This window comes from Flindersiella endophytica, from assembly GCF_054779015.1.
In genome coordinates, this window is the sequence record NZ_BAAGYY010000023.1 from 196,764 (window position 1) to 222,577 (window position 25,814).

Annotated in this window: 20 protein-coding genes; 9 read left to right on the forward strand and 11 right to left on the reverse strand. The window is 70.7% G+C overall.

Going from position 1 to position 25,814, the window contains the following annotated elements; translation table 11 throughout:
• Positions 1-13: 13 nt before the first annotated feature.
• The 4 genes from ACYVF6_RS25265 to ACYVF6_RS25280 form a co-directional block, all read right to left on the reverse strand.
• On the reverse strand, positions 14-1,009 hold the full coding sequence (locus tag ACYVF6_RS25265; RefSeq protein WP_460525000.1) for a hypothetical protein: 996 nt from the start codon (positions 1,007-1,009) through the stop codon (positions 14-16).
• A gap of 5 nt (positions 1,010-1,014) precedes the next feature.
• Positions 1,015-4,707 (reverse strand): S8 family peptidase, encoded by a 3,693-nt coding sequence (locus ACYVF6_RS25270; protein WP_460525001.1) that lies wholly within the window; start codon positions 4,705-4,707, stop codon positions 1,015-1,017.
• Between the two features lie 289 nt (positions 4,708-4,996).
• Positions 4,997-5,848, reverse strand: coding sequence for a hypothetical protein (locus ACYVF6_RS25275; protein ID WP_460525002.1), 852 nt, complete (start codon positions 5,846-5,848; stop codon positions 4,997-4,999).
• A 43-nt stretch (positions 5,849-5,891) separates the two neighbouring features.
• On the reverse strand, positions 5,892-6,824 hold the full coding sequence (locus ACYVF6_RS25280; protein WP_460525003.1) for a DMT family transporter: 933 nt from the start codon (positions 6,822-6,824) through the stop codon (positions 5,892-5,894).
• A 99-nt stretch (positions 6,825-6,923) separates the two neighbouring features.
• Between ACYVF6_RS25280 and ACYVF6_RS25285 the strand changes: the two genes are divergently transcribed.
• Positions 6,924-7,841: a LysR family transcriptional regulator gene (locus ACYVF6_RS25285; protein ID WP_460525004.1), complete on the forward strand. Its 918-nt coding sequence runs from the start codon at positions 6,924-6,926 to the stop codon at positions 7,839-7,841.
• Positions 7,842-7,903: 62 nt separating this feature from the next.
• Here ACYVF6_RS25285 and ACYVF6_RS25290 read toward each other — a convergent pair whose 3' ends face one another.
• Both ACYVF6_RS25290 and ACYVF6_RS25295 read right to left on the reverse strand, forming a co-directional pair.
• A complete protein-coding gene (locus tag ACYVF6_RS25290) occupies positions 7,904-8,215 on the reverse strand; it encodes a hypothetical protein (RefSeq protein WP_460525006.1) in 312 nt (103 codons plus the stop codon).
• Positions 8,216-8,312: 97 nt separating this feature from the next.
• Positions 8,313-9,716, reverse strand: coding sequence for an NAD(P)H-quinone dehydrogenase (locus ACYVF6_RS25295; protein ID WP_460525007.1), 1,404 nt, complete (start codon positions 9,714-9,716; stop codon positions 8,313-8,315).
• A 50-nt stretch (positions 9,717-9,766) separates the two neighbouring features.
• On the opposite strand from ACYVF6_RS25295, the gene ACYVF6_RS25300 reads away from it, so the two are divergent.
• Both ACYVF6_RS25300 and ACYVF6_RS25305 read left to right on the forward strand, forming a co-directional pair.
• A complete protein-coding gene (locus ACYVF6_RS25300) occupies positions 9,767-10,219 on the forward strand; it encodes a gamma-glutamylcyclotransferase (RefSeq protein ID WP_460525008.1) in 453 nt (150 codons plus the stop codon).
• Positions 10,220-10,297: 78 nt separating this feature from the next.
• Positions 10,298-10,810 (forward strand): hypothetical protein, encoded by a 513-nt coding sequence (locus tag ACYVF6_RS25305; RefSeq protein WP_460525009.1) that lies wholly within the window; start codon positions 10,298-10,300, stop codon positions 10,808-10,810.
• A gap of 88 nt (positions 10,811-10,898) precedes the next feature.
• On the opposite strand, the gene ACYVF6_RS25310 is transcribed toward ACYVF6_RS25305, so the two are convergent.
• Positions 10,899-14,630: a S8 family peptidase gene (locus tag ACYVF6_RS25310; RefSeq protein ID WP_460525010.1), complete on the reverse strand. Its 3,732-nt coding sequence runs from the start codon at positions 14,628-14,630 to the stop codon at positions 10,899-10,901.
• A gap of 118 nt (positions 14,631-14,748) precedes the next feature.
• Here ACYVF6_RS25310 and ACYVF6_RS25315 point away from each other — a divergent pair, with 118 nt between their 5' ends.
• Genes ACYVF6_RS25315 through ACYVF6_RS25325 form a run of 3 tightly spaced genes read left to right on the forward strand, consistent with a single transcriptional unit; the run spans position 14,749 to position 17,755 of the window.
• Positions 14,749-15,552, forward strand: a complete 804-nt coding sequence (locus ACYVF6_RS25315) for a purine-nucleoside phosphorylase (RefSeq protein WP_460525011.1) — start codon at positions 14,749-14,751, stop codon at positions 15,550-15,552.
• Complete coding sequence (locus ACYVF6_RS25320) at positions 15,552-16,577, forward strand: endonuclease/exonuclease/phosphatase family protein (RefSeq protein WP_460525012.1); 1,026 nt, start codon at positions 15,552-15,554, stop codon at positions 16,575-16,577. Before ACYVF6_RS25315 ends, ACYVF6_RS25320 begins: the two co-directional genes overlap by 1 nt.
• Positions 16,574-17,755, forward strand: a complete 1,182-nt coding sequence (locus tag ACYVF6_RS25325) for a low temperature requirement protein A (RefSeq protein WP_460525013.1) — start codon at positions 16,574-16,576, stop codon at positions 17,753-17,755. The genes ACYVF6_RS25320 and ACYVF6_RS25325 overlap by 4 nt, the downstream gene beginning before the upstream one ends.
• 154 nt (positions 17,756-17,909) lie before the next feature.
• Here the strand turns inward: ACYVF6_RS25325 and ACYVF6_RS25330 are convergent, their stop codons facing one another.
• Positions 17,910-18,785 carry a LysR family transcriptional regulator gene (locus ACYVF6_RS25330; protein ID WP_460525014.1) on the reverse strand — a complete coding sequence of 292 codons (876 nt, stop codon included), beginning with the start codon at positions 18,783-18,785 and terminating at the stop codon, positions 17,910-17,912.
• 70 nt (positions 18,786-18,855) lie between these two features.
• On the opposite strand from ACYVF6_RS25330, the gene ACYVF6_RS25335 reads away from it, so the two are divergent.
• Complete coding sequence (locus ACYVF6_RS25335; protein WP_460525015.1) at positions 18,856-19,878, forward strand: aldo/keto reductase; 1,023 nt, start codon at positions 18,856-18,858, stop codon at positions 19,876-19,878.
• A 202-nt stretch (positions 19,879-20,080) separates the two neighbouring features.
• On the opposite strand, the gene ACYVF6_RS25340 is transcribed toward ACYVF6_RS25335, so the two are convergent.
• Positions 20,081-22,087 carry an N-acetylmuramoyl-L-alanine amidase gene (locus ACYVF6_RS25340; protein WP_460525016.1) on the reverse strand — a complete coding sequence of 669 codons (2,007 nt, stop codon included), beginning with the start codon at positions 22,085-22,087 and terminating at the stop codon, positions 20,081-20,083.
• A 143-nt stretch (positions 22,088-22,230) separates the two neighbouring features.
• Here ACYVF6_RS25340 and ACYVF6_RS25345 point away from each other — a divergent pair, with 143 nt between their 5' ends.
• Both ACYVF6_RS25345 and ACYVF6_RS25350 read left to right on the forward strand, forming a co-directional pair.
• Positions 22,231-23,895 (forward strand): phospho-sugar mutase, encoded by a 1,665-nt coding sequence (locus ACYVF6_RS25345; RefSeq protein WP_460525017.1) that lies wholly within the window; start codon positions 22,231-22,233, stop codon positions 23,893-23,895.
• A gap of 86 nt (positions 23,896-23,981) precedes the next feature.
• Complete coding sequence (locus ACYVF6_RS25350) at positions 23,982-24,293, forward strand: DUF4190 domain-containing protein (protein WP_460525018.1); 312 nt, start codon at positions 23,982-23,984, stop codon at positions 24,291-24,293.
• A gap of 64 nt (positions 24,294-24,357) precedes the next feature.
• On the opposite strand, the gene ACYVF6_RS25355 is transcribed toward ACYVF6_RS25350, so the two are convergent.
• Together ACYVF6_RS25355 and ACYVF6_RS25360 are read right to left on the reverse strand one after the other, a co-directional pair.
• On the reverse strand, positions 24,358-24,981 hold the full coding sequence (locus ACYVF6_RS25355; protein WP_460525019.1) for a hypothetical protein: 624 nt from the start codon (positions 24,979-24,981) through the stop codon (positions 24,358-24,360).
• Positions 24,982-25,158: 177 nt separating this feature from the next.
• Positions 25,159-25,812, reverse strand: a complete 654-nt coding sequence (locus ACYVF6_RS25360) for a pyridoxamine 5'-phosphate oxidase family protein (protein ID WP_460525020.1) — start codon at positions 25,810-25,812, stop codon at positions 25,159-25,161.
• Positions 25,813-25,814 lie beyond the last annotated feature (2 nt).

Consider the following 25,814-nt stretch of genomic DNA (forward strand, 5'->3'; position numbering starts at 1 on the left):
GCAACCCGCCGGCTCAGTCGGCGGCGGACCCAGGCGGCGGCTCGGCAGCCGACTCCATCCGCGACTCGCCCCGCCGGTCCAGCCGGGCGGCACTACGCGCGCGCTCCGACAGGATCAGCGTCATCACCAACGTGAACACCACCGCTCCCGCCAGCACCCACAACGTCGTCGTACGCAACGAACCGGCCAGCGCGTCGTACAACTCCGTCGCGATCGCCCGCGACGGCTGCTCGGTGCCGAACGACCGCTGCGCCCTGTCCCGTAACAACTCCGGCGCCGCCAGCAACCCCACCATCGCGAGGCTCACGCCGATCCCGGCCAGCTGCAGCAACCGCCTGCGCCGCCGCGACACCAGGAACGCCAGCACCAGCAACCCGCCCGCCACCACCGGCAGCACCATGGCCAGCGACGCCAGCTGCTCGTAGCGCACCCGCGCCTGCTCCAGCGACTCACCTCGCACCAGTACGAGCTTCGGGTTGCCGACCTTGACCTGCCGGGCCACCGTCAGGCCCTCCGCCACCAGCTGCCGTCGCACCTGCTCGACCAACGGCGTCAGGTCGACGACCACCTCGGTCCGGTCACCCCGCACGATCGCATCCCGCGCCGAACGGTTGGCGTCCAGCCACACCTGCTCGGCCGCGGGGGTGTCCAGGGCGGTCCGGATCTCCTTCTCCGCCAGCGCGGTCACCGCCGCGTCGGCCGGCTGCAGTACGCCACGCAGATCGTCGAGCACCGACCGCGGGATGCCCGCCAGCTGCGCCGCCGCCAGCCCGCGGTCGACCATGCCCTGGATGTTGAGCGCCGTACGCAGCTCGGTCGTGACCCGGACCGCGACCGCGTCCTGGACGGCGGGCTCCTTGACCAGCGGTCGCACGGTCGTGAGGTATCGGCCGCTGGTGAGTTGCTGCTTCGCCCACATCGCCGGAACGGCACCCGCGGCGGCCAGGCAGCCCAGGACGAGCAGGATGCCAGCAACCGCCGTGCGCCACGAGGACCCTGCCGTCGTCATGCCCCTCAGCGTAGGCCGTAGGCCTTCGTCACGGTCTGAACCAGCCGATTTCCTTCGACATCGGTGGCGTCGACCCGCAGCGAGACCGCCTTGCCTGCCTGGGACTTGGCATGCTTGACCAGCGCGAGGTACTTCCCCTCGCCGACCCGGACCACGGTGACCGGCTGCCAGCTCGCGCCGTCGTACGACTGCGCGAACGCGACCGACTTCAACTTCGGCGCGGCCGCCCCCGCCTGGTGCCGGATCGCGAGCTCGACCGGCACCACCTCGCCGGCCCCGACCTGGCCGGAAGGATCGGCCGTCGGCAGGTCGTAGTTCACGAGCAGCAGCGGCAGCCGCTTCTCCTCGGCTCCGCCCTCGGAGTGGAACGTCCACGCCGACGAGAGCTTCGTGGAGTGCTTCCACCAGTCGAACGACCGTTCGCTGGAAAGCTCCAGCTTGTACGTCGCCGCTCCTTCCGGGACCTCGGTCCAGATCCCGTTGTACGGTTCGTCGGCCAGCAGCTCACCGTCGCGGTAGAGCCGGAGCCGGTGCTGGGCGTCGTCGGATTCGCTCGTCCGGTCGGCCTGGTCGGTGAACGCGGAAACGTACGCGGAGAACTGCGTCCCGGTCCGCGTGACCTCGAACCAGCTGGTCGTGTTGTCCGGCAACGAGTGCGTGGCGACCGGGTGGAACCAGCGGACCTGCTCCCGCTGGCCGGCCCGATAGGTTCGCGGCTCCTCGGTCATGCTCACATAGCAGTCCGGACAGCTGTTGTTCGGCAGCACGACCTGCGACCACCGCACCGGACCGCCCTGGACGTAGTCGATCCGCTTCGACGGCGACGGGAACATAGGCAGCAACCAGGGACCGTGATCGAATCCCATCGGGGTGAGACCGGCCCTCGCCTCCGACGTCCGTGCCTGCGGAGCCGGCCCGCCGAACGTCGTGTCCAGCTTGGCGAACTGCTTCGGATCGACGGCGAACGAAGGGTCGTCAGGCACCCGCCCGTCGACCGGAACCGCCAGGTCGTAGACATAGGTCGCCGGGAAGACGGCCTTGGTGTCGATCTGTACCGGCCCCTTGGCCAGCAGCCCTTTCAGCTGCGCGGCCGCCGCCCGGCTGGTCACCGCGATGGGGAGGTTCGGCGTCGGCTCCACCTCGCCGCCCCAGAAGTACCATTCGGCCAGCCGGCCGGGTGAGTCCTCGGTGTACATCAGCGCGAGCTTCGCTCCGGCCTTCGCGGCCTCGCTCGCCTGCTCGGCCGGTGAGATGCCGGCTTCCCTGCGGATCAGGGCGATCGCGCCGTCGGCGGAGTCACCCGGCTGGAAGTCGACCACCGGCATCCGGGACGTCCCGTTGAGCCTCCGACTCGCGAACGGCATGTAGCGCGGATCCAGCTTCACCTCGGGGGCTCCCACCACGTCCAGGCTGATCGGTGGCAGCTCCTGTCGCGCGCCGACGCTGAACTCGAAGTCGGACGTCTCGGCCGGCTTGGTCGGCGTGGCGTAGAACAGGCTGTTGGTCTCGTCAGCCTCCAGCCCGACCAGGCCATAGCCTCCGAAGCCCGTGGGCTGCCTGGCCGCGGACACGTAGCCGAAGCTCACCGACCGGTTCGACAGCCGCGGAGTGCCCTGGACGGACAGCTTCACCGGCTTGGCCTTCCGCGCGTCCAGGACGAGGTTGGTGTCGCCCTTCACCTCGACCTCGGGCTCAACAGCCAGGGTGTACTGCCACGGAGTGGCGTCGGTCGGATCGTCGAACATCAGGCTGCCGAAGCTGTACCTGCCCGGCGGGATCCGCAGCTTGGCGACACCGTTGTCGAACGGGACGAACGGGTCTTCGGCGTACCACTCGCCATCGTCGATGTCGGTGACGGCGAGAGTGGAGCCGCCCGGCACACCTGCGCGGTCGAAGCCGTGCACGGTCACCTCGTAGAGCTCGGGCTCGAGGTACCAGCCGACCGGCGTACGCAGGGTTTCGCCCACGGCTTTCGCGGTGAGGACGCCACCGTAGTGCGCGGGCGCCAGACCGTCGAGATTCAGCGTCACCCCGACGCTCGCCTTTCCGTGAGCGGGGACGGTCAGCGTCTGCGCGGAGAGCGTCCACGCGGTCGCCGGCACGTCGGTCGCCGCGACCGACAGGTCCAGGGTGACGGCGGTGTCCGAGTCGTTGGAGTAGGCGAGCTCGCGGGTGGCCGGTGCTGGGTTCTCGTGCGGCCAGCGGACGTAGCCGAACTCCAGCTTGCCGCTCGACGCGTGCACCGCGGTGTCGACCGCGTGGGCGACGTCGACCCGGCCGGCGCCCTGCTCGTAAACGGTGTTGGCGTCGTTCGGCTTGGCCGTGCTCATCAGGCCGGCCTTCAGCTCCGCGGCCTTCCAGTCCGGGTGCTGCTGTGCGAGGATCGCGGCCGCACCGGCGACGTGGGGCGTCGCCATCGACGTACCGCTCAGCGTGACGTAGTTGTCGCCGACCGGCTCGCCGAGCTCGGTGCCCGCGGCCTTCGCGGCGACGATTCCCACGCCGGGCGCGGTGATCTCGGGCTTGATGGCGCCGTCGGTCTTGCGCGGGCCGGTGCCTGAGAACAACGCGAGCGACTCGTCGCGATCGACCGCGCCGACCGACAGCGCCGCGTCGGCGGTCGACGGGCTGGAGACCGTTTTCGGCCCATCGTTGCCGGCCGCGATCACGAACAGCGCTCCGGACTGTTCGGTCAGCTCGTTGACAGCGACGTCGGCCGGGCTGGTTCCGTCGGTCGGACCGGTGCCGAGGCTCAGGTTGACCACCTTCGCGCCCTGTCCGACGGCCCATTCCATACCCTCGATGACGTCGGACTCGTAGCCGTAGCCGTCGTCGTCGAGGACCTTGGCCGAGACCAGTTTCGCCTGCGGGGCAACGCCTTTGTACTTGCCGTTCACCGCGGCGCCCGTACCCGCCGCGATCGAGGCGACGTGCGTGCCGTGCCCGAAGTGGTCGACCGCGTCGGCGGCTCCGGAGAAGTTCGCGCTGGCCACGATCTTGCCGGCCAGGTCGGGGTGTGTCGGGTCCACTCCGGTGTCGACGACACCGATCGTCACGCCCTCGCCGTCGAAGCCCTTGGCCCATGCCTGCGGAGCACCGATCTGCGGGACGCTGCGATCCAGCGAAGCCTTGACCTTGCGGTCCAGCCAGACGCGCTCGACGCCCTTGCTGCCCTGGAGTTCCCGCCAGAACGTCGCGGTCGTGCGCTTGTCTGCGCGCAGCGCGGTCGCTTCGATCGACTCCAGGCTCGCGTCGCGTTTCGCACCCTTGAGGCTGGTCGTGGGCGGCCTGCCGGCGTACCGGACGATCAGTGGGAGCGTCTTGAGGTGCTGGTCGTCGTACTTCTGTGCCACCAGCGTCGTGACGTCGAACAACGTGGGATCGAGCTTACGCAACTGGGGTCGCGCCGCGCTGGGGATGACGTAGGTCTTGCCGTTCTGCCGCACGATCTGGATCGCGTCGGACGGGTTGGTACGGCCGGGTACGAACGTGACTCGCTCGCGCCCCGCCCTCCCCGCGCCGATGATCACCTTGTCACCGGTGATCAGCGTGACCGTGTGGGTGCCTGTTCGGCCTGCCTGGCTCGGACTCCGGGCCGGCTGCCTGGCGGCCGCGGGCAGGCCCGGTGCTCCGGCGAGCAGGCCTGCCGCGACTGCTACCAGCGCGGCCGCCGCCGTGAAGCGGCTTCTGGTCGACATGTCTGGTTGTCCCTCCCGTAGCCGGCCGGCTGCCGGCCTCTGTGCGAAGTCGGAATGAGCTGACGAACGGTTGTTCGCGACTTTTGGTCCGCGAGTTCGCGCTCATGCGGGAAAAGGGACGTCCCGGGTGTGGAGCATCGCCGGGCACGAGGAGACGAATGGTGAACGGTCCCGCGATCGAGAACCGGACGGCCGTCCACCCGTTCTGCCTGTAGGAAAAGCTCTGGCCAGGCCCGTCAGTTTCGAACGGGCCTGGCCAGTGTGCGGCTGTCAGCGATCTCGGGTTGGGCTAGAAGTCGAAGCCACCGCCGAAGTCGCCTCCGAAGTCGCCGCCGCCTCCCATGTCGAAGTCGCCGCCACCGGCGTCACCGCCGGCATCGCCGCCGTCACCGCTGTCACCGCCGTCGCCGCCGTCACCGCCATCTCCGCCGTCGCCGCCACCCTCGTCGCCGTAGCCGCCGTCGCCGTAGCCGCCCCACATGCCGCCCATCATGGAGCCGATCAGGAACGCGGGCAGCAGGCCGGACGTGGCGAAGCCGGCGAAGTAGCCCTGCATCCAGCCGGAGTAGGCAGGTCCGCCCTGCCAGTACGGCACGCGCTCGCCGTCCTCGTTCACGACCTTGCGAATGTCGGGCTCGGCGCCCGCCTTGACCCGCTCGGCGTCGGCCGCGCAGACCGGGACGCGGCGGTACGCACCGCCGGCCGGAGCCCAGTCGACGTCCTCGGCCGACGGGCCGTGCTGCGGGTTGAAGAAGCACGGTGGGCGGCGCTGCGGCAGCGGCTCGTTGTTGATCCGCGCGCGTACGCAGGCCACGGCGTACTTGCCGTCCTCGAGGATCTCGGTGATCGGCTTGATGTCGGCCGGAGTCCTGGCCGTGTCGAGCTGCTTCTTGGCCGTGTCGTACTCGTCGAGCGCGCGCTCGTAGTCCTGCCGCGTCGCGTCGTCGAGCTGGACGCCCAGCACGTCGGTGTCGAGCCGCTGGAGTTCCTCGCCGAACTTCACGACGTCCTCGCTCGCGAACGCCTTGACCTTCTGGAACTCGGCGGCCTCGAGCTCGAGCCGCTCCCGCTTGTTGCGCTGGTTGACCACGACCGCGCCGATCACGACGACAGCGACCAGCGCGAGTAGTACCCAGATCATGTGTGCTCTCCCTCAGAGGCCGGCGCAGCTCTTTGCCGTTCCTTTAGCTTATGGGACGAGCGGGCGACCGTTCCGTGTTCCCCAGCGGAGGGTCGGCCTCGACACTGACCGCGACCGTACGCGCGGGCCGTGCACGCCGGGTAGCCAGCCAGGAGCCGAACAGAATCAGGGCGAGTCCGGCGAAGGTTCCGGCACCGATCGGCTCGCCGAGCAGCACGGCGCCGTACGTCACGGCGAACAGCGGCGCGAGATAAGCCACCAGCCCGGCGCGCTGCGGCCCGGCCTCGGCGATCAGGCGGTAGAAGAGCACGAACGCCCCCGCCGTGCAGACCAGGGCGAGCGCCAGCAGCGCACCGAGCACGGATGCCGACGGCAGGCGGCCGGGGACCTCGAACACGGCGAACGGTGCCGTGACCACGGCGGCGGTGGTCATCGTCGAGGCGGTCACGACCACCGGATCGACGCCGGTCATGAACCGCTTGGCCGCAGCCACGCCGATCGCGTAGCAGACCGCGGCCGCGACGATCATGCCCGCGCCGAGCAGGTCCGGGGCCGGGCCGTGGCCAATGCCGCCGAGCAGCAGGACGACGCCGACCAGGCCGGTCAGCGTCCCGAGCACCGCCCGCAACGCGGGACGCCCGAGCCCGAGCAGCGGCATCAGGACGACCAGCCACAGCGGCATGGTGGCGACCAGGATCCCGGCCAGCCCGGAGTCGATGCGCTGCTCGCCCGCGCTGATGAGCACGAACGGCACGGCGACCTGCGGCAGCGCCACGAGCGGCACGAGGTGCCAGCGGCCGGCCAGCGCGGCGCGCTTCCGGATCAGCACCGGTGCCAGCACGGCGGCCGCCAGCCCGACCCGCAGGAACACCAGCGCGAACGGGCCGAAGCCACGCAGGGTGAGGCTGATGAACAGGTACGACGATCCCCAGATGGCCGACAGGCCGACCAGCTCGGCCCACGCACGACGTGTCATGGGATCAACTGTCGCGGCCGGGCGCTCTGAAGAGCAACTACAACCTTGCGACCGGCTTTTAAGCTGACCTTCAAACCAGAAAGGCACAGCATGCTCGACATGAACCGCCTTCGAGTCCTGCACGAAGTGTCACGGACGGGCAGCTTCTCGGCCGCTGCCCGGTCGCTGCGCATCACGCCGTCGGCGGTGGCGCAGCAGATCGGCGCGCTCGAACGTTCGCTGGGCGTGCCGGTCGTGGCGCGCAGCCCCCGCGGCGTCCGGATGACCGACCCCGGCCGCCTCCTGGCCGAGGCGACGACCGGCGTGGTCGCCGACCTGGCGCAGGTGCAGCGCCACCTCGAGGTCTACTCCGACGGCGGCGTCGGCCGGCTCGCGGTCGCGACGTTCGCCAGCGCCGGTCAGACGTTGCTGCCACTGGCGCTGGCGCCGCTGACCTGGCGATCCGACGTCGAGCTCACCGTCCACGACGCCGAGGTCGACGAGTCGCTGCCGCTGCTGCGCGACGGCGTGGTCGACCTGGCGATCACCTGCCACTTCCACACGTCGGCGGCGCCGCGGGCGTGGCGGCGCGACCTCGACCACACCCCGTTGCTGCGCGAGGAGATGTACGCCGTGGTGAGGGCCGGGCACCCGCTGGACGGCCGCGATCACGTCTCGCTGGCCGAGCTCGCCGACGATCCGTGGATCCTCGGGCAGAGCTACTGCGGCGAGCAGGTCAACCAGTTCTGCACGGCGGCGGGGTTCGAGCCGCGGGCGGCCTGCCAGAGCTCGGACTACACCTTCGCCCAGACCCTGATCGCGGCCGGTGTTGGGGTGGCGCTGATCCCCGCGCTGGCCCTGTCCAGGCACCTGCGGGGGGTCAGCGTGCTGCCGCTACGGCCCGCGCCGTACCGCTACATCGGTGTCGTACGCCGTCGCGAGCGGTGGACGCCGCCGCTGGCGGGGGAGCTGGTGGAGTTGCTGAAGAAGGCCTCGGCAGAGCTGGCACTACCCGGCGCGGAACCCATGCTGGAGTGAGCTCGCGCCACCCAGTTCACACGCGCCGGCGACTTTCCGGCCGTTCGTCGCTCCCCTGCCGGTCAGACGAAGCTGCCGAGCGAAGGAATCCCCCAGGCCGGCCCGTTCCACAGCGGTTGCTTCAGGTGCGGGTCGGCGGCGACGTCGGGGCACTTGCGCCACAGGTGATCCGGGTCGGGTTGGCCGCGCAACAACGGAAGCGACCATGGGTCGCTCGATCCGGCAGGACTCGGGCCCACCGGCGCTTCGTACCTGATCGACACCACACATCCGACCTGCGCGGCCGTCGCGGCGCTCGCGCCCTCCGGCGTGACGGCCACCATGGCGAGTCCGGCCAGCAGCCCGCACACCGCACGTACCGACGCCCTGGCCATGTCCATCTCCTCGTCGAGCGCCCACCCGATCCGGAGATCTCCATTCCCCCATTCGGCCGTCCCGACTCCTATCGCCCCTCCGGACGACCGGAGCTGGTCAGGAGCGGCCGGGCTGGTCGCGCAAGTGCAGGCGGCGGGCGGCTTCGGCGATCGAGCCGGTCAGCGAGGGATAGACGGTGAAGGTGTGGGCGAGCTGGTCGACTGTCAGGTTCTCCTGCACGGCGATCGCGACGGGGTAGATCAGCTCGCTGGCCCGCGGTGAGACCACGACGCCGCCGACCACGATGCCGGTGCCCGGGCGGCAGAACAGCTTGACGAAGCCGTCGTTCACGCCCTGCATCTTGGCCCGTGAGTTGCCTGCCAGCGGCAGCTTGATGCCGACCGCCTGCTTCGCACCGCTGTCGATGTCGGACTGGGTCCAGCCGACGGTCGCGATCTCGGGCTCGGTGAACACGGTCGCCGACACCGACTCGAGGTTCAGTGGCTGGACGGCATCGCCCAGCGCGTGCCACATCGCGATCCGGCCCTGCATGGCCGCGACCGAGGCGAGCATCAGGACGCCCGTGCAGTCGCCCGCGGCGTAGACGCCGCGGGCCGTCGTCCGAGAGACGCGGTCGACGTGGATGAAGCCGCGGTCCAGCTGTACGCCGGCCGACTCCAGGCCGATGCCCTCGGTGTTGGCGAGCGAGCCGACGGCCAGCAGACAGTGCGTGCCGTCGACGGTACGGCCGTCGGTCAGCGTGACGCGTACGCCGTCGGACGTCCGCTCGACCGACTGGGCGCGCGAGCGGGACAGGACCTCCATGCCGCGGCGCTTGTAGACGTTCTCGATCACGGTGGCCGCGTCGGCGTCCTCGGACGGGAGTACGCGGTCGCGGCTGGAGACCAGCACGACGTCGCAGCCGAGGCCGCAGTAGGCGCCGGCGAACTCCAGGCCGGTGACGCCCGAGCCGACCACGATCAGCCGGCCCGGCACCTCGTCGAGGTCGTAGACCTGCTCCCAGGTGAGGATCCGCTCGCCGTCGGGCTGGGCGTCGGGGAGGGTACGGGGGTAGGCACCGGTCGCGAGCAGCACGACGTCGGCCGGCAGGGTCTCCGTGCCGCCGTCGGCGAGCTCCGCGATCACCTGGTCGGGGCCGGAGAGCCGGCCCACGCCGCGCAGGATGCGGATGCCCTCGCGGTCGAGCTGCCGGGCGACGTCCTCGGACTGCCCGTGCGCGAGTGCCTTGACCCGCGCGTTGACCTTCGCGATGGCGACGTCGACGGTCTTGGCGTCGGGCTCCGCACCGAGGATGCGGACGCCCAGCTCGCCCGACTCGCGTACCTCCGTGGCCTCCGTCGCCGTGGCGATCAGCGTCTTGCTCGGCACGCAGTCGGTCAGGACCGCCGACCCGCCCAGCCCGTCCCGGTCGACGACGGTCACGTCGGCTCCGAGCTGGTCGGCCACCAGAGCCGCTTCGTAACCGCCTGGTCCACCACCGATAATCACGACACGCGTCACGAGGCTCCATTCTTCCGCACGGCGGCCGGCGCACATTACTCTCACTGGTTGTGAACTTGTACGCCGCGTACGCGGCGAACCTTAGCCCGCGCGAGATGGCCGAGCGTTGCCCCCACTCGCCACTGCGCGGCACCGGCTGGCTGCTCGGCTGGCGGCTCACGTTCGGTGGCGAGGACCGCGGCTGGGAAGGCGCCCTCGCGACCGTGGTCGAAGACCCGACGTCCCAGGTCTTCGTCTCGCTGTACGACATCGCACCGGCGGATCGGAAGGCGTTGCAGGGCTGGGAGGGTGCCGATCTCGGGCTCTACCGGAAGATCAGGGTGCGCATCGAGACGCTGGACGGCGAGGTGGGAGCGTTCCTGTACGTCCTGGACGCGTTCGAGGGCGGCCTCCCGTCGGCCCGCTACCTCGGCATCCTGGCTGACGCCGCCGAAGAGGCCGGCGCGCCCGACGACTACACCTCGGAGCTGCGGCACCGCCCGTGCCGGAGTGTCGGACCGTAGCCGGGACCGGTCCCGGAGATATGACGGCACGCTGACGGTGATGAGCCACCCAAGCGTCCCCAGCTGCTCGGAGTCCACATGCGACCGGCGATCGTCCTGACCCTGCTCGCGCTCGCACTGGCCGGATGCTCACCGGAGCCGGTCGAGTCTCAGGCGGAGCCGACACCACAGGGGTCCACGACCGGGCCACCGTCCACCCTGACGCCTTCGCCTTCGCTGACGACCCCGACTCCCACGTACACGACGCCTGCTCCCACCGTTGTCCCCACGACCGTGGAACCGCCGCCGTATCCCGCCGACGGAAGGCGGGTGCGAACGTGTAACGACAGGACCTGCGAGGTCGCCGTCTCGAGAGGCGTGGCGATTCCGGTCGGCAGGAGCAATCCCACGTTTACCGTCCGCCGCATCAGGGCGAACGACGTGCTGTTCCTGGTCGACTACCCCGACGGCGGCCAGGCCACCCTGCTCCTGAAGCCGGACGACTGGGCGCCTTTCGGGGACTTCAGGATCACCCTGCTGGAGATCGACGGCGCGAAGGCAGTGGTGTCAGTCTCCACGCCGTCCCTGCCTCCCGACTACAACGGCTTCTAGCCGGCGCCCTGCTCCACCTCGACATGGAGCAGGGCGCCCTTTCAGGTGAGCCCTCGGCCGGGGGCGAGCGCGGCCGGGCCCACGTTCTCTACTCGGCCGGACTCACGTGCCAGGCGTTGGCGATGGTCTGGCGGAGCTGGTTTCCGTCCCTGTCGGTCAGCGTGACCCGCAAGGTCGCGGCCTCGGCACTGGATGGCGCCGTGGGCAGGACGAACGAGACCTCCCGGCCGTTGCCGGCGGCCGCGGCTGCCTTCGACCACGACGCGCCGCCGTCGTACGAGACCTCCACCGCCGAACGGATGCCGCCCGGCCCCGACGCTCCCGGCTGGTAGCCCGGACGCAGGATCAGCCGTGCATCCGGCGAGACCACGTTCGCCTGCGAGGTGGACAGCGCGTACGTCGTCTGCAGCAACGGCAGCACCTGGCGCCCCGAGACGTGGCCCGAGGTGAAGCGCCACACCGAGCTCGACGACGTCGACGTCGTAGCCCACGCCGCAGGCGTACGAGACACGTCGAGCTGCAGCTCGTACGTCCCCGCGGAGGTGGGCACCGCGAACGAGGCCACGGACCACGGCACCGTGCCCACCACGGTGCCGTTCCGCCGCAGCGTCAGCGACGTCCGGTCCCGCCGGTTGTCGCCCCAGCCGTAGGTGGCCAGGTCGCCGGTCATGAACTGCGGGATCGCCACCCGGATCGCGTCCTCGAAGCGCGCGACCGGCAGCCCGTCGGCCTCCGAGCCGGTGCCCACCGGCACCGCGGGCCGCACGATCGCCGGCCACCACACGGCCGTCGCCTGCTCGCCACGCCGGTACGACGCGGCCACGGCGTACTCCAGGCCCGCCCAGTTCCACAGGTCGGCGTACGCCCTGGTCACGTAGGAGATGTCCCCGGCCAGCACGTAGTCCGTCCGCGTGAACGGCGGATTCACCTCGCGCGTCGCCGGGAAGCCGGTGGAGATGCCCGGCGCGTACGCGTCGCGGTAGTCCCGGTGCGTCAGCGCCCGCGCGTCGTGCAGGTGGAACGACGTCCGCACCGAAGCCAGCGGCAGCCGTGCCGCGTCGTACCGCAACGGCTCCGACCCGGCCAGCGACGACTCGGCGAACAGCAGGTCGTAGCGGTACGTGCTGTCCGGTACGCCCACCAGGTGAGCCGTTGCCGGCAGCCGCGCCAGCAGCTGACGCCCTTCGAGCTGTTCCAGCGTGTAGACCGGAATCGTCGCTCCAGCAGGCGATTCCGACCACCAGCCGGGTGCGTCCTTCCACAGGAACACGGCTTTCGCGCCGGCCAGAGCCGCGGCCCTGACCTGCGCGGCGGCCGCCGGCCGGCTCACCCACGTCACCAACGCGACCGCACCGCGAGCGTCCAGTGCCTCGAACTCCGCCGAGGTGCCCGTGCCGGCGTTGACGACCGGCAGCCGCTCGTCGCCCACGTACGCAGGCGTGTCGTAGCCCGCCTTGTCCGGCGTCGGCAGCCGCAGGCCGGTGGCGCCCTCGACGTCGACCGTCAGTTGCGGTTGCGCGAGGTCCCACCGGTGCGTGAGCTTGAACTCCCCGTCGCGCACCCGGGAGAACGGCTGGACGTAGACCTCCTCGGTACGCCCGGAGAGGTTCCACCCGGACAGCGCCGTCCGCGAGCCCAGCTTGCGGTACCACGCGAGCACATAGCTCGACACGTCCGTGTCCTTCGGCGTGCTCACCAAGAGGCGCCGGCTGACCTGCCGCGCGTCGTACGACAGCGACATCGACTCGTCGATCCGGAAGTCCGGGTCGCCCATCACGGTCGCCGACTGGTCCCAGCCGCCACCGTCGTCTGTGAACGCGAACACCACCAGGGAGTACCGTCCGGACGGCACCTGCAGCTTGCGCTTCCCCTCCCGGTCGAACGCCCACACGATCGTGTCGCCGGTGTCGAGGCTCATCAGCTGCACGCCGCTGACGGCCTGCGCCGGCTTACCGTCCCGGTCGAGCGCCGACACCGTGAGCTCGTGCAGCGGCGCACCGACGGTGAATCCCAGCCCGGTCCGCAACGTCGTGAGCCCGCTCCGCGCGACCAGCGTTCCGGCGTACGAGCCCGGCTGCGTACGTTCCGGATCGAGCCGCACCGTGGCCGTGCCCGTCCGTCCCGGCGCGATCATCAGCCGCCGTGGCGACACCGTGAGCGCCGCCTGGTCGCTGCCCGCGCCGGCGTTGGAGACCGACGCCGACAGGTTCAGCAGCACCGGTACCCGGCTGGTGTTGGTGTAGGTCACCCGCCGCGAGACCGGCTGCCGGGCGGTGCCCGTCCAGGCCAGGTCGCCGAACGACACCGAGCCCGCACTCGCCAGCACCCGCTGCGACAGCGCCCGCGCGATGTTGATCCGCCCGGTCCCCTGCGCGGCCTCGGAAGGACCGCTGCTCTCCGCGGTACGAGCCGGCTCCGTGCTGGTCACCAGCGCCGTCTTCAGCTGCGCCGGCGTCCAGTCCGGATGCCGCTGCGCGAGAATCGCGGCCGCACCCGCGACGTGCGGCGTCGCCATCGAGGTGCCGGAAAGCGAGGTGTACCACTGGCTCACGTCGTGGCCGATCGACGTTCCCTCGGCCTTCGCCGCCACGATGTCGACGCCCGGTGCCGTGACCTCCGGCTTCAGCGCGCCATCGCCCAGGCGAGGACCGCGGCTGGAGAAGCCCGCCAGGTCGTCCTGCTTGCTCACCGCGCCGACGGTCAGCGCGGTCGTGGCCGTACCCGGGCTCAGCACCGTCTGGTTCCGTGGCCCGGCGTTGCCCGCCGCGGCGACGAACAGCGTGCCGGACTGGGCCGAGAGGCGGTCGACGGCCTGAGCCATGATGTCCTCGTCGCCCTCGTACGTCGGTGCGCCGAAGCTCATGTTGACGACCTGCGCGCCCTGCGCGGTGGCCCACTCCATGCCCTCGATCGCCCACGACAGCTCACCGCCGCCGCTGTTGTCGAGCACCTTGCCGATCAGCAGGTCGGACCTGGGCGCGACACCCTTCCGCTTGCCGCCGGAGGCCTGGCCGCTCCCGCCCACGATCGACGCGACGTGCGTACCGTGGCCGAAGCCGTCCTGCACCGTCTCACCGGGTACGAAGCTCTTGCCGGCACTGACCCGGCCCGCGAGATCGGGGTGACCGGCGTCGTATCCCGTGTCGAGCACGGCGACCTTGACGCCCTTGCCGTCGTACCCCGCTCGCCAGGCCGTCGGAGCCTCGATCTGCGGAACGCTCTGGTCCAGTGTCGCGCGGACGCGAGCGTCCAGGCGGACCTGGCCGATGCCGGAGCTCGTGGCCGTGATCGCCTGCCAGAGCTGACGTTCCCTGCCCTTCGCCGGCGTGACGGCGATGCTCGACACGCTCTCCAGCGTGTGCCGCTTGACCGCGCCGGCAGGCGTCTTCGGTGTCACGCGCTGCTTGCCTGTGCCGGCGCCTGCGCTGAGCAGGAGCGGCGCCGCGTCGTCGACGTAGCCCTGCTCGACGAGCTCCGACAGGTTGAACAGCCGGTCGTCGAGCTTGCCGCTGCTGACGTACGGCATCGCCTCGGCCGGGATCAGGTGCAGATCACCGCCGTAGTCGCCGGTGAAATAGGGCCGTCCGGGCTGCATCTGCTGCTCGAGTACGGCACTGCGCCGGCCGTCCGGCAGCAGGGTGAACCGGGCGACGTCGCCCGTGACCAGCGTGAGGCGGTAGGACGTGGCGCCTGGGGTGTTGGAGGACGGCGACCCCGCTGTCGCTGTCGTTGGTTCGGAATGAGCGGTCGCGCCACCGGCTGCGACCAGGCTCGCGCCCACCAGAACGGCGGACGCCACGACTGCACGAACTGCTCGCACGTAAGTTGATTCCCTCCCACGGACGGGTCGCCCCTTAGAGGGTCAACCCCACAGCGGGTGCAACTACCTGGGCAAGCCAAATGGTTGTCGGCTCTTCGCCATGTCAGATACTCGTCAGGTGGAATCTCTCGCAGACCCCTACGACGCCGCCGAAGCCGCCGCGTCAGAGCTCGGAAAGCTCACGGGCGCCGACCGCCACGACGTCGCGCTCGTGCTGGGCTCGGGCTGGAAACCGGCGGCCGACCTCGTGGGCGAGACCGTCGCGGACCTCGCGACGACCGACCTTCCGGGGTTCACCCCGCCTGCCGTGGCAGGGCACGCCGGCCGGATCCGGAGCGTCTCCGCCGGTGACAAGCGGCTGCTGGTCTTCCTGGGGCGTACCCATCTGTACGAAGGGCACGGGCCGGCGGCCACGGTGCACGGCGTACGGACGGCGCTCGCGGCAGGCTGCCGGACCGTGGTGCTGACCAACGGGTGCGGCGGGCTGCGCGAGCACTGGCGGCCTGGCACCCCGGTGCTGATCTCCGACCACATCAACTTGACGGCCTGCTCGCCGCTGGTCGGGGCGCGGTTCGTCGACCTGACCGACGCGTACTCACCGCGGCTGCGGGCGCTGTGCCGGCGGGTCGACCCCGCGCTGGAGGAAGGCGTCTACGCGCAGCTGCCGGGGCCGCACTACGAGACGCCGGCGGAGATCCGTTACCTGCGTACGGTCGGCGCGTCGCTGGTCGGCATGTCGACGGCGCTGGAGACGATCGCGGCGCGCGAGGCGGGTGCCGAGGTGCTGGGGCTCTCGCTGGTCACCAACCTCGCGGCGGGGATGACGGGGAGTCCGTTGTCGCACGATGAGGTCCTTTCGGCCGGCCAGGCCGCGGCCGAACGGATGGGCCGCCTGCTGGCCCGGATCGCGGCCCAGCTCTGATGCCGGACGCCGACGCGGAGCTCGACGTCCAGCCGGGGGCCGGCCCGTCCGCGGGTGAACCCAGCGGGCGGGACCGGCCGCCTGTCTCGCCGTCGCGCATCATGTTCCGCGTCCTCGCCGTACTCGCCCTGCTCGGGCTGGTGGCCGGCACGGCGGTCCGCGCGTTCGGTCTCTCTGGCGGGCTGCTCGCGGCTGTGGTGGGGCTGACGCCGTTCATCGGGCTGGCGTACCTGCTGCCGATCCTGCTCGGTGCGCTCGGCCGGTCGCGGCTGCTCGCCGCGCTCGGTGTGGCCGGCCTGCTCGTGCACCTGGTCTGGGCGGCGCCGCTGTTCGTGCCCGACCAGGCGAAGGGCGACCGCGCGCTGACCGTGCTGTCGGCCAACCTGGAGTACGGCGGCGGCGACCCGGCGACCATCGTCCGGCTGGTGCGGGAGCACGACGTCGACGTCGTGTCGCTGCAGGAGCTGACCGACGAAGCCATGCCCGGCATCCGGGCGGCCGGCCTCGACCGGTTGCTTCCGTACCGCTACGCCGTGCCCGGCCCGCCGACACCGGCCGGCAGCGGGATCTGGAGCCGGTACCCGCTGTCCGGTGGCGTCAAGCTGGAACCGACCCGGTTCCACAACCTCAGGGCGACGGTAGACATCGGGCAGCAGCGGCTCACGGTCGTGGCGGCGCACCCGTTCCCACCGGTCGGTCCGGACGGGCACCGTCTCTGGACGCGCGACTTCGGGACGCTCCAGGCCGCGCTCGCCGACGTCGACGGCCCGGCGATCGTCGCCGGCGACTTCAACGCGACGCCCGACCACCGGCCGCTGCGGAAGCTCTACGACCTCGGGTACGTCGACGCGGCCGACAGCGCCGGATCCGGTGTCGTCGCCACCTGGCCGGCGGGCAGCCGGATCCCGCCGGTCCTGGCGCTCGACCACGTGCTGGTGAAGGGCGAGATCGGCGTCGAGCACTTCGAACGCGTCCGGGTGCCGGGCACCGACCACTACGCCGTACTCGCGGAGCTGCGACTGTGAGCGAACAACCAGAGCCCAGCGAGGGACCCAGCGGCAGGCACGCCAGCTGGCTCGAGCTCTTCTTCGACCTCGTGGTGGTCGTCGCGGTGGCGCAGCTCGCCCACCGCCTGCAGGGCCACGAGGGCAGTCCCGGCTGGCAGGACGTGCTGGTCTTCGCCGTGCTCTACTTCGCGGTCTGGCTGGTGTGGTCGTCGTTCACGATGTACGCGAACGTCGCGGCCGAGAAGACCCGCCAGCGCTCGATGCTGATCGGCATGCTGGGCATCGCGGTGATGGCGGTCGCGATCCCGGAGGCGACCGGCGAACGCTCGACGTTGTTCGCCGCCGCGTTCGTCTTCACGCGGGTGGCGGGCATGCGGACGTGGGGCACCGTCCGGCAGATCCTGACGTCCTGGCCCGTGGCGCAGAACAGCGCCGGGCTGGTGCCGTGGATCATCTCGCTGTGGATGGACCAGCCCACGCAGCTGTACCTCTGGGCGTTCGGGCTGGCGATCGACCTGTGGTTCTCGTTCGGTGCCACGCGCGACCCCGACGAGCTGATCAAGCGGTTCCAGAAGCGGGAAGAGGATCAGTTCCGGCGCAACCAGCAGCGCCTGCGCCGCGGCGACGCGCCGGAGATCATGCCGCAGTACTCCGCCGCCAGCCTCGACGCGGAACACCTCGGCGAACGGCTCGGCCTGTTCGTGATCATCGTGCTCGGCGAGGCCATGCTGCAGCTCGTCACGGCCGCGTCGGAGGGCGCCTGGGACAACCGCCTGGTGGCGGTCGGGGCTGCCGGGTTCGGGCTGCTGGTGGGCGTGTGGTGGCTGACGTTCCAGTACGGCTTCGGGGAGAAGCCCGACCTGCCGCCGAGGCTGCTGATGCCCGCCCACTTCCTCCTCACGGCGGCGATCGCCGTGGTCGCGGCCGGGCTCGGCGTGCTGACGCAACACGCCCACGGCCACACCGAAGCGAGCGGCCGCTGGCTGGTCTGCGCCGGCCTGGCGATCTACCTCGCGATCTCCGCGATCCTGAGCGCGAGGGTGAAGTCGCTGTGGATCGCCCTGCTGATCGTGGGTGCCGCCGTGGCGCTGGCGCCTCTGGGCGGCTTGGTACCGCCGTGGCTGTTCGCCTGGGGACTGGCAGCGTGTGTAGGAGCGCAGGTGCTGTACCTGCGCCGCTTCGCCCGCCCCGGCTGAACCGCTGCCCCGCCGCCACATCGGCATCGGACGCCTCCGCCGGCTCACGGCTCACGGCTCAACGCCAGGTCAGCACCCAGCCAGGCCCGCCGCCCCCACCGCAGCCATCGCGGGCCCGCGCATCGCAGCAGCCGACAGACCGGCCCAACCAGCTCTACAACCGGATCGCCTCGTCGGACAGCAGGGCCAGCGCCGCCGCGCTCGGACGGCGGCCGGCCGCCGTCGCCACGGCTACCCGCCACAGTGGCGCCGGTGGCTGCAGCGGCACGAACTTCGCACGTGTCCGCTTGTGGGTGAACGAGCACGGCACCAGCGCCACGCCCAGCCCCGCGCCCACGAAGTCGAGCAGCGAGTGGACGTCGTTCACCTCGATCGCCACCCGGCGATCCACGCCCGCCGCGGTCAGGGCCTGGTCGGTCACGTCGCGGGTGATCCAGCCCGGGTGGAAGTCGACGAACGTCTCCTTCTCCAGCTCCTCCAGCTCCACCTCGGCGTTGTCGACCAGCCGGTGTGCCGGGCCGCACGCCAGCACCATCGGCTCCCGCGCCAGCTCGGTCAGGGCGACCCCCACCGGCGACGGCGACGGCGCCGACACGAACGCCACGTCCACGTCGCCGATCCGCACCTGTTCGATCAGGTCGGTCGAGCCGCCCTGCCGCAGCCGGATCTCCACCCCCGGATGCGCTGCGTGAAACCGCGTCAGCACCTCGTGTACGTGCAGGGCCCCCAGGCACTGCTGTGTACCCAGCACCAGGCGCCCCCGCAGCACCCCGCGTACCGCCGCCACGGCCTCCTTGGCCGCCGCAGCGTTGTTGAGCGTGTGCCGGGCCTCGACCAGCAGCGCGCGTCCGGCATCGGTCAGTTCGACCGTGCGCGTGTTACGGATGAACAGCTCGGCCCCGAGCTCGCGCTCGAGCGTGCGGATCGATGCCGACAGTCCCGACTGCGCGACATGCAGCTCCCGGGCGGCCCGGGTGAAGTGCCGGTGCTCTGCGACGGCGACGAAGTATTCCAGCTGGCGAAGTTCCATCGAGCAATCCGATCAGTCGGATCAGTTTCTGCTGTTGGACAGCTTAAACGCCAGCGGGAAAGCTGGTGCCATGGAATATCGGACCCTTGGCAGCACCGGCACGGTTGTGTCCAACCAGTGCCTCGGAACGATGACGTTCGGTAGCGAGACCGATGAGAAGGGCTCGTTCGAGCAGCTCGACCGGTTCGTCGAGGCCGGCGGCAACTTCATCGACACCGCGAACGTCTACTCCGGCGGCGAGTCGGAGGCGATCATCGGCCGCTGGCTCGCGGCAAGACCCGGAGTCCGCGAGAAGGTCGTGATCGCGACCAAGGCCCGTTTCTCCCGCGACGGCGACCGCAACGACCTCGGCCTGTCCCGCGTCTCCCTCGCGCGGAACCTCGACCGGAGCCTCCAGCGCCTCGGCGTCGAGACGATCGACCTCTACCAGGCGCACGCGTTCGACGCCCATACGCCGCTGGAGGAGACACTGCGCTTCTACTCCGACGCCGTGACCGCCGGCAAGATCCAGTACGTCGGGGTGTCCAACTTCGTCGGCTGGCAGCTCCAGAAGATCGTGCTGGTCGCCAAGCACCTCGGCTACCCGCCGGTCGTGACGCTGCAGCCTCAGTACAACCTCCTGCAGCGAAGCATCGAGCTCGAGGCCGCCGAGGTCTGCGTCAACGAGGGTGTCGGCATCCTGCCGTGGTCGCCGCTCGGCGGCGGCTGGCTCACCGGCAAGTACCACCGCGACTCCACCCCGACCGGCGCGACCCGCCTCGGCGAGAACCCCGAGCGCGGCATGGAGGGCTACGCCAAGCGCAACGCCGACGAACGCACCTGGGCGATCCTCGACGCCGTACGCCAGGTCGCCGACGGCCGCGGCGTCTCGATGGCCCAGGTCGCGCTGTCGTGGCTGGCCGACCGTCCCGCCGTGACGTCGGTGATCCTCGGCGCCCGGACGACTGAGCAGCTCGACGACAACCTCGGCGCCTCCGACCTCCACCTCTCGGAGGAGGAGACCCAGCTGCTGACCGACGTCAGCGCCCCGATCGTCGACGACTACCCGTACGGCGGCCCGGGCACCGGCCAGCGCTCCCGCGCCATCCAGTAGCCCGCCGCCCGATCGCGCTAATGACCACGTTAACCACGCTTTCAGCTGGTTAACGTGGTCATTAGCGCTTCGCCACGCGTTTGGCCCACGCGGCAGAGCCGCAAATCGACACAGCGCCACGCCAGTAGGTGCTTCGCCACGCCCCGGGGCGTGGTTAACCCGCTAATTACGTGGTTAACGTGGTCATTCGCGGAACAGTGGGTCAGCGCTTCCAGGACGGCAGCACGTCGACGTCGGACGCCATCACGTAGCCGACCCGGTGCCCCACCTGGATCTCGTAGTACTTCGTGGTGCCGCGCACCACCACGTGGTCCGTCCCGTCGAAGACGTCGAACGTCACCGCGCGGTAGTACTCCGCCGACGCCGGCGCCTCGCCCAGGACGTACCGCTGCCCAGGCAGCAGCTTGTACGGCAGCGGCGAGATCGCCTGCACCGGAATCGTCGTCCCGGCATACGCCTCCGCCTCCGGATACGCCCGCCCGTAGACAGGCACCTCCGTCTTGCCGGCCTTCGGCGTCACGACCAGACCCGTTGCCCACAAGGCGGTCCGCGCACCGCGCGGGTTGTGGAACCAGCCCTTCTGCCCGAGGTACCAGACCGCCACCCAGTCGCCGCGCACCTCGGCGACGGCGTACTGCTGCCCGGTCGAGACCCGGCTGCCGATGTCGGAGACCCGCATCGTGGTGTCGCTGCCGTCCTGGTGCAGGCCGATGTCCTTCAGCAACGGTGCATCAGCTCGCGGTTCGGTGTGCAGGATCACCGACGACGAGCTCCACTCGCCGCACATCGGCCGGTTCGACGGGTCCTCACCGGGCGGCCCGGGGTTGTCCTCGCAGCCGGTGAACGGCAGGAAGTTGTGGTCGTAGTCCGGCTTGATGGTGACCATGCCGGTCCGGCTCGTGCCGGTCGGGAAGAGCGGACGGTCCATCAGCGCGAAGTAGTGCGCCCAGTCCCAGTACGGTCCCGGATCCCAGTGCATGTTGGGAATGTTGGCCGTCGTCACGCCGGGGACGTTGTCGTGCCCGAGGATGTGCTGCCGGTCGATCGGGATGCCGTACTTGCCGGCGAGATAGCGGACGAGCTTGGCGGAGGTGCGATACATCACCTCGGAGTACCACGTGCCGCGTGCCGCCCAGCCTTCGTGCTCGATGCCGATCGACTTGGCGTTGATGTACCAGTTGCCGGCCTGCCACGCGACGTCCTTCGCCTTGAGGTGCTGGGCGATGTGGCCGTCGCTGTTGCGCATGGTGTACTGCCAGGACGCCGCGTAGTTCGGGTCCTGCGTCAGGTTGATGACGCCGGGATAGCTGCCCTCGGTGTCGTGGATGATGATGTAGCGGATCTTCTGGCTCTTCGGCCGGTCCGCGAGGTCGTAGTGCCCGTAGTCGCCGTCACCGAGCTCCTCGTACGCCGACGGGATCCACTCGCAGGCAACGGTTCGCGGGCACTCGGTGTCGCCGGTGGCGGAGGCTCGCAGCCCGGCCTTGGCCAGCCAGTCGTGGTTGGGTTTCACGTTCCGGGCTTGGAGTTTCACCGCCTGACCGTCGTCTGTGGTGCGGGCCGCACCTTCGGCCAGGATGGAGTACGCCTCGTCGGCGAAGCTCGCGGCCGTGGCCGCGTCCTTGGATCCGCTGTAGAGCGCGACCGCGCCGTACCAGTCGGCCAGGCTCTTCTTCCTCGCACCGCCGAGCTGCTTCTGGTACGAGGCGAGCAGCGCCGCACCGCCGCGGATGTTGGACGCCGGATCCGTACGCAGCTTGGCCGCGGAGATGCCGGTCGCCTCGGCCGCGTCGCCCACAGTGTCGAGGTTGGGCAGCTCGGCCGGCGTCGCGGTGTTCGTGGTGCGCGCCGCCGACGCGGTCAACGGCCGGGCGGTGTCGCCGCGCGCGTCCTCGCCGTCGTGGTGCTCCGCCGCGGGCGTGCTGTTTGCAGCCCGTACGTCGGTGAGGTGCATCGGGCCGTAGCCGGCCGCGCGCGACGGCTCACCGGCGTGGGTGTCCCAGCGGGTCTCGAGATAGGAGACCGCGAGCAGGATGTCGACGGGTACGCCGTAGGCCTGCGCGGCCGCGGCGTAGGTCTCCTGTCTCGCCTGTGCTGTATCCGTTTGCGGTACTGGTGCTGCCTGTCCCATCGCGGGCGAAATGAGCAAGCCGAGCGCCGCGAGTCCAACGGCCCCGAGGCTGAGCCTGCGGGCCAACGAGCGTGCCATGCAACGACCTCCAGCGAACTACGCATGCCGAGCCGAACGCTGAACAGAGTCCTCCCATCCATGCCCGAGGTCAACGGTTTCCCGCGGCACGTTGCAGCCAGCAAGTAAATTCCTCGTTCCGGACATTGGGTAGTTTCACCCTCATGACGAGGCTGCCGAACGACCACCAGCACCTGCTCGACCAAGCCGCCGCGTGGCTGGCCGAGGACCCCGACCCGGAGACCCGGGACGAGCTGCGCGCGCTGCTCGGCGAGCAGGCGGACGAGCAGGCGGACGAACAGGCGGCCGAGCTCACCGACCGGTTCAGCGGCTTCCTGGAGTTCGGTACGGCCGGACTGCGCGGTGCGCTCGGTGCCGGGCCGAACCGGATGAACCGCGTGGTCGTACTCCGGGCCGCGGCCGGGCTGGCGGCCTACCTGCGGGAGCGCGGTGGCGACTCGGTGGTCATCGGGTACGACGCGCGCAAGAACTCCCACGTGTTCGCTACCGACACCGCCGAGGTGATGACCGGCGCCGGGCTGCGTGCGTATCTCCTGCCTGGCCCGCTGCCGACACCCGTGCTGGCGTACGCCATCCGCGAGCTCGGCTGTGCCGCCGGCGTGATGGTCACCGCCTCGCACAACCCGCCGCAGGACAACGGCTACAAGGTCTACCTCGGCGACGGCTCGCAGATCGTGCCACCGGCCGACGCCGACATCTCGGCCGCGATCGCCGCCGTCGGCCCGCTGGCCGGCGTGCCGCGCGGCACCGGCTGGACGGTGCTCGGCGACGAGTTGCTCGACGCCTACCTGAACCGGATCGGCACGCTGCCGGCCGCCGACGGTCCGCGCGACCTCACGATCGTCTACACGCCGATGCACGGCGTCGGCGGCGCGGTGGTCGCCAAAGCGCTGCAACGTACGGGCTTCTCCGAGCCGTCCGTGGTCGCGGAGCAGGCCGAGCCGGACCCGGCGTTTCCGACCGTCGCGTTCCCGAATCCCGAGGAGCCGGGCGCGCTGGACCTCGCGTTCGCGCTGGCGACGAAGACCGGTGCCGACATCGTGCTGGCCAACGACCCCGACGCCGACCGGCTGGCCGTCGCGGTGCCGGAGTCCGACGGCGACTGGCGGCGGCTCACCGGCGACGAGGTCGGCGGGCTGCTGGCCACCCACCTGATCCGTTCCGGCGCCGAGGGCACGCTGGCCTGTTCGATCGTGTCGTCGTCGCTGCTGTCGGCGATCGCCGAGCGCAACGGGCGGCCGTACGAGCAGACGCTGACCGGCTTCAAGTGGATCGGCCGGATCCAGAGCCTCGCGTTCGGTTACGAGGAAGCCCTCGGCTACTGCGTGGACCGGGCCGCGGTCGCCGACAAGGACGGCATCTCCGCGCTGATCCGGATGGCCGAGCTCGCCGCGTCGCTGAAAGCCGAGGGCCGGACCCTGCTCGACCTCCTCGACGAGATCGCGCTGGACTACGGCGTGTACGCCACCGAACAGATCTCGGTCCGCCTCGACGACCTCGACCAAGCCACGACGCTCGTGAGCCGGCTGCGTTCCGACCCGCCCTCGGGCCTCGGCGGGCGAATCGTCGAGCGCTTCGACGACCTCGCGGCACCGACCGACGGCCTGCCACCGACCGACGGCGTGCGCTACTACCTCGCCGGGCAGGGCCGGGTGATCGTACGGCCGAGCGGCACCGAGCCGAAGCTGAAGTGCTATCTCGAGGTCGTCGAACCCGTCGACGCCGGCGACCTCGCCACCGCCCGGGCGAAGGCGAAAGCAGGCCTCGTCGAGCTCCGTGCCGACCTCGACGGCCTGCTCACGCCGTAACTCCGCAGGCCCGCGAGGTTTTCCGCAGCGTGGAAGGTGGAAACGCTGGGCACAGAAATGTGCTTCTCAGCGAGGTGGTGTTCGCGATGTCCTACGGTCCGCCCAACCCGGGGTACCAGCAGCCGTACCAGCCCCGGCAGCAAGCCGAAGGCGCCACGACGGCGCTCGTGCTCGGCCTGCTCGGCCTCCTGCTCTGCCAGATCCTGTCGCCGTTCGCGTGGATGCAAGGCAACAAGGCGCTGCAGCGGATCGCCGAGAGCAACGGTGGGCTCGAGGGCGAGGGCATGGCGAAGGCCGGGCAGATCCTCGGCATCATCGGGACGATCCTGCTCGGCCTCGGTGTTCTCGGCGGCCTGATCGCCGTCATAGCCGCGATCATCAGCAGCGCCACGTCCTGAGCCCGGTCGAGCGCCACCGTCGCACTCGGCCCTCGAGCCCGCCGGGGCGCGGCGTCCCTGCCCCCTAACGGGTGAGGATGTAGCCGACCAGCGCGAGCAGCACGCCGGCGCCGAACACCGCGATCTCCGGCCAGGCCCAGGTCTTGCTGACGTCGCCCTGCGACGTCTCGGCGTACTTCTTGGCCATCACGTCGATCCGGTGCACGGCGTGCATCGCGGGCGCGGTCTTCGACTGGTGCTCGGCGACCCGGGCAGCCGGCGTGGGCGGCGCGCCGGCAGCCGCCGCGTCCCGGCGCTTCGCGGCGTCCTCCTTGGACCGCCACATCGCCCGCCGGTCGGCTCGCGTGACCGCGACGGCGACCGACTTGTACGCACCCTGCTCGGTGTTGACGATCAGGATCGGCCTGATCTCGGCGCTCTGCACCCGCGCCCACGGAATCCGCACGTCGCGGACGAGGTTGCGGATGACCAGTGCTTCTTCGTACGCCACGACCGCCGGCCGGATCATCGCGATCCACACCAGCGCGCTCAGCGCGACCACGATGCCCCCCGCGGTGAGGCCGTCGAGGGTCCGCCACTGGGCGATGATGTCGATGATCACTAGCAGCGCGACCACGAGCGTGAGCCCGCCGAGAATGCGCCCTCCCAGGGGCGCGAAGCTTTCGATCACCTGACGGCGCTTGGTCATAGAGGGTGAGCTTAGCCGCCTTGACCAGGCCAGGAGCCTGCGAAGCCTGACCGGAACGGCCCAATCGGCGGCGGTCCGGCCGACTTGACCGAACCCACCTGGGGATTGGTTGCCGAACTGCCGGCCGCTGGGCGAGCGATCCCGGAACGGAGATCCTCTCCGCGGCACCGGATCTCGTCAGGGTGTCCGGGCAGTTGACGGCGTGGCGAGGTAGGTCGGCAGGTCGGCCGGCTCGCGGCCGGGCTCGGGGATCGGCTCGCCCCATTGCTGGGCGGCCGGCAGGACGCCGGTCCAGGTGTTCCAGTCGTCCTCGTCCGGGGAGGGTGGGCCGGTGCGGACCTTGGCCGAGGCCTGCTCGATCGGAACCGCGAGAACATGGGTGCGGCGCAGCTCCGAGCCGTCCGGTGGGCGTACGTCGTCCCAGCGGCCGGGGAGGGCTTGTTCCGAGATCGCCTGCAGTGCGGCCAGTTTCTCGGACTCGTCGCGGAGCCAGCGGGGGCGGCCGAAGAGCACGACCGAGCGGTAGTTCATCGAGTGCTCGAACGCCGACCGTGCCAGCACCAGCCCGTCGAACAGGGTGACGGTCACGCAGACGCGGTTGCGGGCGCGCATGGTGCCCAGCAGCCGGCTGGCCGGCAGGCCGTGCACCACCACCTCGGCGTCCGCTCCTGATCCCAGCACGCCGTACGCGGTCGGGATGACGACCGGCGTCTCGTCCTCGACCAGGCCGACGTGGCACACCTTGCCGTCGGCGAGGATCGCGCGGATGACGTCGGGGTCGTACGAGCCGCGTTCCGGCATCCGGCGTACGTGGTGGAGTTCGGTCGTCATGA